The organism is Corynebacterium mustelae, assembly GCF_001020985.1.
GTDB lineage: Bacteria > Actinomycetota > Actinomycetes > Mycobacteriales > Mycobacteriaceae > Corynebacterium > Corynebacterium mustelae.
In genome coordinates, this window is record NZ_CP011542.1 from 2,827,456 (window position 1) to 2,840,352 (window position 12,897).

Sequence of the window (12,897 nt, forward strand, 5' to 3'; positions counted from 1 at the left end):
TCTATGGCCGGGCTTAATCTGGGGGTATGTAGCCTGCTATATGGCATGTACATTTTTTACAAAATGCCTAGCCTAGTTTATTGCGGTGGGGTGCCCTTATCCCAATACGCATCCCACTTCTCGGTGTAAGCGTGGGTAGTAATTGCGGATTCAATGTGGTCAAAGGCGTGGGTTATGTACCGCACTTGGTCATATTGGGGGCCATCAGGATGGACTTTAACCAAGGCCAGTATGTGGTGATCGCCTTGGGTTTGGGCAAAAGCCACCTCGTTAGCTGTGATGGTAAAAGAATCAGACCCAGCAATCCGGCCTTTCACCTCAATATAGAGATTGCTTTGGGTAGCTGTGGTGGAGCGGATATCAAAACCAGGATTATTGTGCTGCATCTCCTCCGGGTTGCGGCCCAATTTGCGCTCAGCATTGAGGACAGCCGTAACGGCGCGGCGTTCGACTTCTTTCGTGTTGCGGGTTGGGGCGGATTTCAGCATTGCGCTGGGAATAACCAATGCTACGCCACGAATTTGCACTCGTTTGGGTATCAGTTTTGCAGATTCATCCAATTCAACCATGCGGTTTTCAAGGCGTAGTTCCAATTCCAGCACGCGACTCTTGGCGGTCTCAGCGCGCAATCGGCCGACTGTACCTTGTTGCTCTAGTGCATAGAGACGATTGTATTGTTCATCCCAGTGGTTGATTTCGGCATTAAGGCGTTCTAGAACCTGGGTGCGGGTACGTTCGATATCAATGTCCCGCCGGAGTTTAACCTCAGCAAGACGCGGCTGCATTCCGTATTGAAAACTCCACCCACGAACATCGCTATCGTGGTTAGTTTTCAGCCACGGTTGATTTAATATCTCTGTGATCTGGGTGTATTCCTGTTCCGTTGGTGGTTCGTAGTTCAAATACACAGGTGCAGAGGTATTGGTAACCTCACCAGATTCGGTCAGTTGTACGTAGTCGAAATGGTGGGATACCACATCCTCCTTAGCACCCGCCGTAATGCACTGTTCGAGGGTATAGAGCAATACCGGTTCGTTTAGCTGCTTATCACTTCGATCGACGAAAACTGTACCTTCACGTAAAACATCAGGAAGCCCAGCGATGGTTTGCTCAATAACCGAGTGAAGCAACGCATGACCCGGCGCGATCAAAGTCGCATCAATTCGCGACGGGTGCTCAATGAACTTGGTATCGAAAGTCACTCGTTCATAGCGGTCAGTTATGGGCGTTAGGCTTAAGGCGTTGCGTGCGGCTTGTTTCACTTGCGCGGGAACGCGAGTGATCTCATAGCGTCCTTGTTCACGTTTATGTATCGCTCCACCTAACCTTTTGAAAGCAGGAATAAAGAAAGCACTAATAAAGCCAGGTTGAAGTTTTCTCTCCCGGGCATTCTCCATGCGTTTACGCACTTCATCCAGATCAAGGGGATCAAACATCTCTTTATGTAGTGCCCGCTTCGTCATAATGTCTTCTAATCCCACGGAGACACTGGCATCAATGATGTCATCGAGCTTTTCTTTGGTTTGTGGGTTATCGCCATACCGGATGGCTTCGATAAGCAAGTCCCGCAACGACCGGTTCTCAAATGCACCGCCTTCGCCTAAGACATTGAATAAGTTGCCACTGTAAGCACGGTTCATGTTGTCAATTTTGCTAAGTAGCCGACTAAATACTGCACCTTCACGAGTATCTTCAGCTACGAGATTCCATAGGTGACACACCTCCCGCTGCCCGATGCGGTGAATCCGGCCAAACCGTTGCTCAATCCGATTAGGGTTCCACGGCAAGTCGTAATTCACCATCAAATGGGCGCGTTGTAGGTTCAGCCCCTCCCCTGCCGCATCAGTAGCAAGTAACACTACCGCCTCCGGGTCATGGGTGAACTTCTCTCGAACGCGGAGCCGTTCGTCCCTAGAAGTCGTACCATCAATGGTAAGGACCGCTTCTGCCCGGCCAAATTGCGTTCGGATCTTTTGTTCCAAGTAATTCAACGTATCCCGATGCTCCGTAAACACGATGATCTTGCGAGAATCACCGTCGGTTTTTGCCAGGAGTTGTTCATCAAGGATAGTGCGCAGTTCCACCCACTTTTTATCTTCATCCGTACTACGCACCTGACGTGCTAATCGAATGAGGTTGCCGAGAACCGTAATTTCGTATTCCAATTCTGGGATGGTCTTCGCAGCGGTAGAACTTCCCACCAGGTCTTCAATATCGAATTCTAATTGGATCTGTTCTTCAATGCTGAGATGAAATAGTGGAATATCTTCATCGAAATCTCGGTCAGCGGAATAACCCACTGGTTTACCACCGGTTTGTCTTAGCTGCTTTAGCTGCTCTGTAAGTTTTCCGCTACGACGCTCCAATGACCTCAAAATAGCCTCTGGGCTAGACGCTAACCTGCGCTGCAAAACAGTCAACGCAAAGCCAACGTTATTTCCACGTTTCCCATCACCAGACTGGGCTATTTGGTCAGCGCGCCCCATTTCGGTACGTACATAATCAGAAACTTCCTCGTAAAGTTTGCGCTCACCAGGGCTAAGCTCATACGACACCGTGTAGGCACGGCGTTCTGGGAATAGCGGTTTGCCTTCAAAGGTTAATAATTCCTCTTTCACCATTCGGCGCATGAGCCCCTTGGTGTCCGTACGATGTACCCCGTCCCGGAATTGGCCTTCAAACCGGTCCCTATCTAACAACGACATGAATAACTGGAAGTCTTCTTCTTTGCCCGCGTGCGGAGTGGCTGTCATCAGCAAAAAGTGGTGCGCGGTTTCCGACAGAATTTGTCCTAAATTAAAGCGTCTTGTTTGTTTAATATCGCCCGACCAGGTGGAATACCGCGCGGACATACGGTGTGCCTCGTCAACAATGGCAACATCCCACGATACTGCCTGTAGCTGAGTTAGCAATTCATCGTTACGTGACAGTTGATCCATCCGCGCAATCACGAACGGTTGATCCACAAACGGATTGGACATTTGTTCTTGGGCAAACTGCGGGTTGAAAATCTCGAACCGAACGTCAAACTTTTGCGCCAGCTCGTCTCGCCATTGCTCCACCAGACCACCCGGCGCGACGATGATCGCGCGCTCGCAATCGGATCTCAAAATGAGCTCTTTGATATACAACCCAGCCATGATGGTTTTACCCGCGCCGGGATCGTCGGCAAGCAAAAACCGCAACGGAACTCGAGGCAATAACTCTTCGTATACTGCGCGGATTTGATGCGGTAACGGGTCAACATTTGAACTATTGACCGCAGCTATGGGGTCATATAACGCCGCGTATTTAATGCGCAATGCTTCGGCAGCTAGACGGAAATCATCTGGATCTCCAGTAAACTCCGGCGCGGCTTCAGCATCTGTAACGACAGAAATCTGGGCCATGTCATTGCCTGTCACTATGCGGGTGTCGGTTTTACCTTCACCATCTTTGAACACTATTTCCGCAAGATCATCCGACATTTCAATCACAGCAACCAGCTCCACAAGCCCCTGCGAACTCACGCCATGCAGCCGTTGCCCTGATTTCAAATCACTTATGCGCACTGGTTCGTCTCCTGGTTAGGTACGAAGATTGGTTTCCTGCATAGCATTTTCAAATACCTTAAGAGTGATAAATGGGAAAGTGCAGTTACTACAGTTTTAGATTGTGTGTGCACCACCGAAGCGCCCCATAAACCGTTATTGCACACAACAGAATACCGTAGCATTTAGCCAAATTTTAGGTTTTGGTAGCAGATGGTTACTTAAAATACCTACGGACACCACCCCACCACATAGGCCAGAGAAGTAATCCTGTGATGATACTTTCATGACCATCTATCGGGTTAGTCCATGTAGCAGACCTGCAAAACAAAGCTTTACAGTTATAAGTGAAACCCCTACGATGGTGGTACATGCCCTTATGGGCTGGCAAAGGAACCAAAAATGGGGTGTATAACAACATGTCAATTACAGTTCGCAACACCTGCTCTATCCTGCTAGACGAAGACGAGCGGAAGTCAATCATTACGTTCATAGAGAACCTAAATGGCGATAGTTCAGCAAGGGACACCAACAAATGCGACATCCCTGAAGAAGTAACAGCCTTACTTACACACATCCGAGATGCTCTTGCGCAAGGCGAAACCATCTCCCTTTCCGCAATGCCTACGGAAGTGACAACCACGGCAGCCGCTTCCATGCTGAATGTTTCACGCCCTACCGTGATGAAGTTGATCCGCAGTGGCCGTTTGACTGCCCGAAAGGTAGGAAGCCACCATCGGCTTAACACCCAGGAGGTGTGTGCACTTCGGGAGGAGATGAAGCAAACAGAGCGCGAAGCGATCTTTGAGCTGATCAACTTCGAGGAATCCTTAACGTAGAAGCCTCTTGCTACATTGGTTGTCATGTCTTCGCAGCTGAATCGTCTTCTTAACTCCTTAGATGGCAAGGGCTATAGTGCGTATAAAAGCATCAAGGGTTCTTATGATCTTCGGGTGGGACGGTTATCGATTGATCGGGTGCAAAGTGATCCTTATGCGCCGCCGTCGTTGATGCAGGTGACCATTTCCCGCGCGGTAACGGGGATTTCTGACGACCTCATCAGCGATGATGCTGGCCGGATTGCGGTTGCGGATTTCGTTATGCGCCGGGCTGCGGGTAGAGCGGTGGATTCGGCAGTACACGTGGGGCATCCTATCCAAGTCGTGATGGAACGAACGAATGTTGTGATAACAAAGTCCGAGCTGATTATTCGGTGCGCTGTGGCACTTCCGGCGGCGGGGCGGCGGATTAAAGGCCGGTCGGCGGCGCGGTTGTTGTGCCACACGCTTCCGGCGATTATCGATTATTGTCTTGATTTTGATACGTGCGAATTGGCGGCGCATGTTGCCTTGGTTAGGGATCAGGAGTTTATTCGTGCGCAATTAGCCCGCCGTAATTTGGTGGCTTTCGTGGGAAACGGTGCGGTTTTGCCCCGGCGTTCCGGGGATAGTGACCTGCCGCTGGGTTCAGGCGCAGTGCCGTTTGTTTCGCCGGAATCGTTGGCGGTGTCGGTGGCTGTTCCAAGTGGTAAGACGGTTACGGGAATGGGAATTCCTGCTGGGGTTACGGTGATTGTTGGTGGTGGATACCACGGGAAATCCACGTTGCTGCGCGCTATTGAACGCGGGGTGTATAACCATATCCGTGGCGATGGTCGGGAATGGGTGATTAGCAGGGCGGATGCAACGGCTGTTCGCGCCGAGGATGGCCGGGCGGTAACTGGCGTTGATATTTCGCCGTTTATTTCCAATCTGCCCTCCGGGGTGGATACCAGGTGGTTTTCCACCACTAATGCGTCGGGCTCAACATCGCAGGCGGCGAATGTGATGGAAGCGGTGGCTGCTGGTGCTTCCACATTGCTGATTGATGAGGATACTTCGGCGACGAATTTCATGATCCGCGATTCGTTGATGCAACAGTTAATTCCGGCCGATGATGAGCCGATTACCCCGTTTGCGCAGCGGGTTCGGCCGTTATGTAAGCAGTTGGGTGTGTCGACGATCGTGGTTGCTGGCGGTTCCGGGGCATTTTTTGAAAAGGCCGACCTGGTTATCGCCATGAACGCCTATGTTCCGCGCGATGTGACAGATCAGGCGCATGCAATCGCGGGTGGTTCGGTACAGATACAGGAGGCGTCGATAAGCGATTTCACCGCGCGTCCCCGCATTCCGGCGCGTGGTGGGCTTCAGGCCCCAGATAAGCGCAAACCTGCGAAGGCACTAAGGCGCTCAGAGATCCGGTACGGTAAGGACACCATTGATCTTTCCGGCTTAATCCAGCTCATTGACGCCTCGCAGACCACGGGTATCGCCCACGCTCTTGATTGGCTGGCGGCGCGGGCGGATGGAACCTTAAGTGTGACTGCCCTGGTGGATTCGCTTTTCGACGCCATTGCCGCCGATGGGCTTGCGGTTATCGCCCCTCATAACGGGCATCCGGGGTTATTTGCTAGGCCCCGTCGGCAGGACGTTATCGCAGCTGTAAATAGGTATCGAGGATTGAAGCTCGTGCGCTGAAAATAACCTGTTATTTACGCCTGTAATAGCTTTAATTTTTGTTAAAGTCTTGGGTATGCAGCCAGCTTTTCGGCGGGAAAATCCCGTCGCCGCCCGTTCCCGCGCGGCCCTTATCGCCGCAGCCGATACATTGTTAAACCACTCGCCCGCCGCCGAGATTTCGGTTACAACCGTTGTGAGTACTGCTGGTATGAGCCGCCCCACGTTCTACCAGCATTTCACCGATTTAGGGTCTTTATTCGCTGCCGCAGGCAGCGCCAGGTTAGCACAGGTTTTTGCCGCGATCTCCGGTAATTCCGGCGACCAGATTGCTGAGTTGATCGCAGCTGTTGAGAGCGATGCTCAGTTCTATTGGCATATTTACGACGGCCCCAGTGGGATGGAATTTCACGCCCATGCAGTAAAACTCACCGCCGGTTGGTTGTACAGCCGGTCGGGTGCTGTCGAATACGACGATAACCTGTGGGATTTTCTTGCCGCGGGTGTCGTATGGACGTTAACGAAACATGTGGCAGCTGTTGCTAATAATCCGCAGGCTCACATAGTAAGCCCCGCTGATGATCTTAACCGGATTCTTGACAGCGTTTCAGCATTTCCCGCCCACAACGTTTCCTAGAAGTTTTACAAAAGGAAAAAGTTTTACATCTGTTAAATTAGCATGCTGGCCCGCTCAGGGGTGCTCAGGCAGGCCAGCATGTGACGTGCGGCGGTGGTGCGTCGAAAAGCCCAAAACTTATGGACGACGCGGCCAGTTTTTACACACCTGCGCATCGCGGGCAGGAGCAGTGAACGTCTCGGTGTGGGTGGTACTAAACCACTGCACGGAGGAATTCTCCGGGAATATCGAACGAGTAATCGTCAGCGTCGCTTCGATTTCCCCAACACCAGTAAATATGTCATATCCTGAGATATTTCGGCCAACCGAATGAACGGTATTCGTGCCTTCCTGCCCGGTAGCTTTGTTCTTCCAATGAACCGTCGCAGTGTTGTATGGCAGGATTTTATTGAGATCGAAATCGCCCGAACCGATCACCGGCGAATCATCGTCTTCGATGCTGAAGTACAGCGATTGCTCGAATGGCACATAGCCCTTGCCGCCGGGTGGCGCACACTTAGTACCAGCTTCAAAATCGACTTCCCGTAACCCGATAAGCGGATACGGCATTAATACATCCCTAGCAATTGCCGCTGGTTGGCTGGCGAAAGCAAGGCCAACCGCCACCGCAACGGCTATTAGCTTACGTCCGAAAGACATGGTGTTCTCCTCCTTAACTCTGTTAAAAAATACGAAAACCAAAGCTGGCGCAACGAAACCGTCACGCGGACGAATTAACGCCCCTTCTATAGACCACAAGCTGCGCGACTAGCAGCTGGCAATACGAACGTTTCGCTGTGCGTGCCCGACACAAACGGGACGGACGATCCTGGATCTAGTGTCGGAAGCAAGGAGCGCGTGAGCGTTACCGTCGTCTCAATCTCGCCGATACCGGTTTTGATATGCCCAGACATCGCGCTACTTCCCAGGGTGCGGCCTGTAAACGTGCCCTCCTGACCTGTGGTTCTATTCTTCCACTTCACGGTATACGAGTTATGCGTTAGAAAATGTGAACTAGCCGCATCGATGACGTTTTCGTGGAGCTCATCCTTATCGTAGATGTAATGCGAGATCGATTGATCGATCGGTCCTTGCGGGTTGTTTTTGTCCCAATTGCAGATGGTCCCCATAACGAATCTCATCGTGTGTTCACCGCCACGTGGGTAGAACATCCGCACATTCCGCTCTTCTTGGGCCATCATTTTGTTAGCCTCATCCGCCTGCGCAATCCCCACTGCTGAACCACCAAACACAACGCTAGCGGTTAGCACAGCCGCCACTATTTTTCGTCCTAAAGACATGATGGTGTCTCCTTTCCTAGAATTAACTTTTACCTATCAAAGTTCTTTGCTTCATATTGTAATACTGGTTCGCTGGTCAACACCTTCCTGTTCAATAACTCCGTAATTAAAAGTGCCCTACCCCTTACCGGAGCAGGCCACCACATTATGAACCCAAGGGAAATCCTGGCTGAATGCACAACAAACATTCCACCCAGCCATGACGACAATTAACCCGGAGCTTTCTCACAGGCCACCGGGTCGATAGCACGTGCGGTGATGTTCTCCGTATGCGTTGCCGAGAACAATGGGAAAGAGGAGCTCGGGTTGAGCGTTGGGAATAGCGAACGGGTCACCGTGTAGGTTGCCTCAATCTCACCCACACCAGTATCAATATCCCCGATCGCAATTTCCTTACCGATCGACCGGACAGTCTGCGAACCTTCCTTACCAGTGGTTTTGTTCTTCCAGTTCACGGTCGCCGAGTTGAATGGCAAGAAGTTACCGATGTAGAAGATAAGCCTGCCATTGTTGTTCATGTCTTTGTCGTATGCGCTGACAAAGAAGCGCTGATGAACCGGGCTGTTACCCTTCCCATCTGGCCAGTAACATACCGAGCTGCCATAGAAATCAACGGTATGTACGCCCCCAAGCGGGAACGGCATCTTAACATCCCTAGCCATTGCCGCTGGCTGCCCTGCGATTGCGATTCCGGCTGCCATCGCGACTGCCGCGATCTTACGCATCATAGCCATAGCAATTTCCTTTCTTTGCGATTGCCTTTTCCTTTAATAAATCGCCGAACCCCTCTTAGGCGTTACTTCGCACTGCGTAGCGCCGCATCGTCGCCGCGGGTTACTTGTGTCTCCGCGTGCTTTTCGACGCACACCCAAGCTAGTTACTTTTATTCCATTCGGGTGGAAGCTTCCGACAGATGATCTGCAAGCCCGTGTTTAATGGCGAGGCGTTTCGTAATCGCGCGGCTGATGATGTTTGCAACCGTTATCACCAGCGCAATCAGCCCCATTGCCATAGCCCCCATAAGCGCGAAAGCATATCCGAAGTTCATGCCATTCTCGCCCGAATCGATGGCCCGCAGAACCACCGCAAGCACAACCAACCCAAGTGTTAAACCCCAGCTGACCAGAGTGGCTATAGTGATAGGCTTCATTTCCTGGTCCCTTTCGCGATTAAAAATTTTTGTCCGTCGTGCCACGAAGCTCCATAAAGCACCAGTTTGTTTTGCCAAACATGGTTGCGCTTTTCATCGTAACCCGAATCGCACAAGTGGTTAGCCGCCACGGTCGACTGCAACTGTCCACGAAACATCAACCAGACACACTTTTTGTCCCTTAACCCCCAACCCCCTGCCAAAAACCACAACCAGAAGAGCTAGTTTAGTGGTAGTTAGTCCGCCACAAGCTTTTCAAGTTCTGTAATTAAGGCGTCGAGATGTTCTTCCAATATCTCCCAAACGATTTCCATATCCACCTCACCGTAACCATGGGAGATGATGTTGCGTAGACCAATGAGCTTATTCCAGCTACCTGAATGTACTCGTTGGAAATAGTCGGGGAAATTTCGACGGATTTTCGATAGATTCTCGCCCATTTCCTGGAGCCGCATGCATACTGCGTCTTGAATAATTGGGGCAGCTAAGAATTTATCTAATGTAGCTGGTTTGTATGACGATGCTCGACGCCCCGCGTCTATCGTCATCATTAGATAAGGGGAACGGACTTCACAGTGGCAGTTCCACAAGTTCGGGCTCAATATAGGGGCGAAAAACTTCTTTAATAGAAGTAAGGACGTCAAAACGCCTACCGGTGGCTACCTCTAACTCCTCAGAGAGAAGCAAAAGTTTGCCATAATCCACCTTTCCATCTAATTCAACGAGCAAATCAATGTCACTATTTGGCCCAAGCTCACCGCGCGCAGCGCTACCAAACAGCTGTGCCCGCACCACACCAAATTTGCGCAAAATAGCTAAAACGATCTGTTTTTTGGGCAGGTCATAGTTTTGCGTTGAGGTTGATGGAGTGATCATATGTTCGCATTGTACCACGCGAAAAACCGCAGGTGAATGACTAGATTAATGGCTCGCCCCAATGCACCTCTTCACCCCATCTTTTCCCAACGATCTCGAGGTGAAGCCACACCAACACAGCAAAAACCCTCATCACGAAAATATCTCCATGATGAGGGGTCGAGTAAAACACTAATGGTGGGCCCTCCGGGGCTCGAACCCGGGACCTGCGGATTAAAAGTCCGTAGCTCTACCAGCTGAGCTAAAGGCCCGTGGTTGAAATGAATGCAACCAACAGAGAGCTATTTTAGCGGTTTCTGCTGAAGTTGGGAAATCGCAGTTTTACCTGCCCCGATATGTATCGTCGCGAGGCACGTGGGGGCGTCGAAAAGCAAAAGCTCCGGTATCGCGTGGCCGAAACTGACGACGCGATACCTGAAGCCTTTTATCTCATTTAGATTTCTGCAGCGCGCGGTGGCTGTGGTGCGCCTTCCGGCGGCAGAATCTTCGGATACGCGGTAGCGGCGACCGCAGGGGTTGCCGGGGCGTCTACCGAGGTTTCCGTCGCGGCACTAATAGGAGTGATGGAAACGCCGTCGACGAATTTCTTCTGTACCGCGATGGCGCCGAACAGGATGATCGCATAGACCACCAGCACCCCAATAACGCCCACGGCCAGGCCAGCGTGCGCAGAAGTACCGATAGCGATGCCGAACCAGCCGAAATCAGCGTCGCCGAATGTGGTGTTCTCACCGCCAAATTCACCGAGCACACCGAGCAAGATCGACGGCAGGAATGTAATCAGCAAGCCGTTGACAAACGCACCCAGCATGGCGCCCCGACGGCCGCCGGTTGCGTTGCCGTAGACACCAGCCGCACCACCGGTGAAAAAGTGCGGCACCAGGCCGGGCAGAATCAAGGCGAGTCCGAATGCTGGGTTGAGCCACACCGACAAAATGGCGAGGCCAGCTAGGCCGCCTAAGAAGGAGAAAATGAAACCGATGAGCACAGCATTCTGGGCATATGGGAACACGATCGGGCAGTCGAGGGCCGGGATCGCGCCGGGCACCACTTTCTTGGCAATGCCTTGGAATGCGGGCACCAATTCACCCAACACGGTGCGTACACCAAACAGAATCACGGCGACCGCGACACCAAACTGCAAACCTTGGGTAAACGACTGCACCAGGTAGTTACCGACAGAGCTGGCACCGTCTTCAAACGCGGTGAATGCTTCTTCGGTTCCAGCCCGCACCATAAACAGAATGGCGAGCACCATGTACATCAATGCCATTGATAAGGCGGTGGAAACCATGGAGTCGCGCAAAAAGCGCAGTCCTTCAGGCAGCTTCATGTCCTCGGTGGAGCGACTGTTTTTACCCACTGCTTTGCCCACTGCGGCGGCAGCCACGTAGCCTGCGGTGCCGAAGTGGCCGATGGCGATCGAATCATCGCCGGTGATCTTACGGGTAAACGGGTGGGCAAATGCTGGCAGCGACACCATAACAATGGCCAGTCCCAGCGAACCGAGCAGAATCGCCAGCCACGAATCCCAGCCGGCGGATGCGAAAATGATGGTCACCATCGTCGCCATGAACAACACGTGGTGCCCGGTTAAGAACACATACCGTAGCGGAGTAAAACGTGCGAGCAGTAGTGAAATGGCAAAACCTGCGATCATGATCCAGGCGACTTGGGAACCGAATTTCTCCTGCGCGATACCAACGATTGCTTCGTTGGTGGGCACCACACCCTGGGCACCAGTTGCACCGGTAATCATGGCGCCAAGCGGTTCCAGGGATGCCACGACCAACGTCGCGCCAGCCCCGATGAGCAGGAAGCCCAGGGTGGCTTTGATCGCGCCGCCGATGATCTGCCCACCGGGTCGTTTCATGGCAGCAAGGCCCACGGCCGTGATGATACCAATTAAGAAAGCTGGTACTGAAAGAATTTCATTGACAAGGAAACTGGGAATACTGGTAAGAAAGTCCATGATCTGCCTTTATTCGACAACGTAGAGACTGCGCAGTGCAGCATCGATTTCGGAAAGTGATGTGAAGTCTTGGATGACTCGCACTGGAACCCCGACGTCGCCAAGCGCCTGCGCGATAGCACCGGAGGTTAAAATGGCGTCGGCTTCCTTTGCCTTGCCTTTGGCCGAGATAGTATCGGTGGCTTCCACGGTCATGTATTTCGCCCACCCCCAACGCAACAGCAATTCGTCAAGCGTGTTCTTCAAAAACAGTGAGGTTCCCAGGCCGTTTCCGCACACTGTAAGAATTTTGCCAGTCGATGGCACCGCATCACCAACGCTTGTCGACGCATTTGCCGACGTCACCTCACGGTGGCCTGTAACCTGCGGCTTAGCCGTTGCTGACGCTGGCGGGGTGTCAAGAATTGCTAAAAATTCCTCCGGGGTGGCGGCAGTCTCCAATGCTTTTCGACGCTCCCCGTCGCCGATCACCCGCGCTATTTGTTTCATTGCCGCAAGGTGGGCGGAATGATCGGTTGCAGCCAAAGCCCATACAATGTGCACTGGATCATTGGTTTCGTGCCCGAACTTCACCGGTTCCCGCAGCCGAACCACGGACATGCCGGTGGATTTGACGGCTGTGCTGAACTGCGCGTGAGCGAATGCGAAACCAGGAGCAATTACAATGTAGGGGCCTTTGGTTTTCACCGTGTCGATCATTGCGTCGGTATAGTCGGCCGTTGCTACGTCTTCGGTTTCTAATAAATTTCCGGCGAGGCGGATCGCTGCCTGCCAGGTGCTGGCGGGGACATCGAGCGTGATGCGCGACGGCGCCAGGAATTGTGAAATTGTGCTCATACCACTGCATAGTAGTTGAGTTTTTCACTGGAAGTTACGTCAGATTAGCTGCGGTAATAGTGAACACCTATTTCATGTCAATTGCCTAAATTACAGCTAATAAAAGGCAGAAAAACGGCG

The 12,897-nt window shown here is 52.1% G+C and carries 12 protein-coding genes and 1 tRNA gene; 3 read left to right on the plus strand and 10 right to left on the minus strand.

The genetic code is table 11. From position 1 onward, the window contains the following. Nucleotides 1-77: 77 nt before the first annotated feature. Nucleotides 78-3,551, minus strand: coding sequence for a helicase-related protein (locus CMUST_RS12615; protein ID WP_047262805.1), 3,474 nt, complete (start codon nucleotides 3,549-3,551; stop codon nucleotides 78-80). 398 nt (nucleotides 3,552-3,949) lie between these two features. Between CMUST_RS12615 and CMUST_RS12620 the strand changes: the two genes are divergently transcribed. The 3 genes from CMUST_RS12620 to CMUST_RS12630 are packed head-to-tail and all read left to right on the plus strand — an operon-like array spanning nucleotide 3,950 to nucleotide 6,662. Continuing rightward, nucleotides 3,950-4,369, plus strand: coding sequence for a helix-turn-helix domain-containing protein (locus CMUST_RS12620; protein ID WP_158408233.1), 420 nt, complete (start codon nucleotides 3,950-3,952; stop codon nucleotides 4,367-4,369). 24 nt (nucleotides 4,370-4,393) lie between these two features. Further along, a complete protein-coding gene (locus tag CMUST_RS12625) occupies nucleotides 4,394-6,046 on the plus strand; it encodes an ABC-ATPase domain-containing protein (protein ID WP_047262806.1) in 1,653 nt (550 codons plus the stop codon). A 55-nt stretch (nucleotides 6,047-6,101) separates the two neighbouring features. Beyond that, entirely contained in the window at nucleotides 6,102-6,662 is a 561-nt protein-coding gene (locus CMUST_RS12630; RefSeq protein WP_047262807.1) for a TetR/AcrR family transcriptional regulator, read from the plus strand. A gap of 117 nt (nucleotides 6,663-6,779) precedes the next feature. Here the strand turns inward: CMUST_RS12630 and CMUST_RS16130 are convergent, their stop codons facing one another. The 9 genes from CMUST_RS16130 to CMUST_RS12675 all read right to left on the minus strand — a co-directional run bounded on the left by CMUST_RS16130 (nucleotide 6,780) and on the right by CMUST_RS12675 (nucleotide 12,777). Beyond that, on the minus strand, nucleotides 6,780-7,301 hold the full coding sequence (locus CMUST_RS16130) for a hypothetical protein (RefSeq protein WP_052844769.1): 522 nt from the start codon (nucleotides 7,299-7,301) through the stop codon (nucleotides 6,780-6,782). A gap of 86 nt (nucleotides 7,302-7,387) precedes the next feature. Beyond that, nucleotides 7,388-7,942, minus strand: coding sequence for a hypothetical protein (locus tag CMUST_RS12640; protein WP_047262808.1), 555 nt, complete (start codon nucleotides 7,940-7,942; stop codon nucleotides 7,388-7,390). Between the two features lie 209 nt (nucleotides 7,943-8,151). Then, nucleotides 8,152-8,676 carry a hypothetical protein gene (locus CMUST_RS12645; protein ID WP_047262809.1) on the minus strand — a complete coding sequence of 175 codons (525 nt, stop codon included), beginning with the start codon at nucleotides 8,674-8,676 and terminating at the stop codon, nucleotides 8,152-8,154. Nucleotides 8,677-8,825: 149 nt separating this feature from the next. Continuing rightward, entirely contained in the window at nucleotides 8,826-9,092 is a 267-nt protein-coding gene (locus CMUST_RS12650) for a hypothetical protein (RefSeq protein ID WP_047262810.1), read from the minus strand. A 236-nt stretch (nucleotides 9,093-9,328) separates the two neighbouring features. Further along, on the minus strand, nucleotides 9,329-9,643 hold the full coding sequence (locus tag CMUST_RS12655) for a HepT-like ribonuclease domain-containing protein (protein WP_047262811.1): 315 nt from the start codon (nucleotides 9,641-9,643) through the stop codon (nucleotides 9,329-9,331). Nucleotides 9,644-9,662: 19 nt separating this feature from the next. Beyond that, nucleotides 9,663-9,968: a nucleotidyltransferase family protein gene (locus CMUST_RS12660; protein ID WP_047262812.1), complete on the minus strand. Its 306-nt coding sequence runs from the start codon at nucleotides 9,966-9,968 to the stop codon at nucleotides 9,663-9,665. Between the two features lie 175 nt (nucleotides 9,969-10,143). Further along, nucleotides 10,144-10,219: transfer RNA gene (locus tag CMUST_RS12665), tRNA-Lys, on the minus strand. Nucleotides 10,220-10,401: 182 nt separating this feature from the next. Then, the gene (locus tag CMUST_RS12670; protein ID WP_047262813.1) at nucleotides 10,402-11,940 is read right to left on the minus strand and encodes a PTS ascorbate transporter subunit IIC; all 1,539 of its coding nucleotides are present in this window, start codon (nucleotides 11,938-11,940) and stop codon (nucleotides 10,402-10,404) included. A gap of 9 nt (nucleotides 11,941-11,949) precedes the next feature. Beyond that, a complete protein-coding gene (locus CMUST_RS12675) occupies nucleotides 11,950-12,777 on the minus strand; it encodes a PTS sugar transporter subunit IIA (RefSeq protein WP_047262814.1) in 828 nt (275 codons plus the stop codon). Between the last annotated feature and the right edge of the window lie 120 nt (nucleotides 12,778-12,897).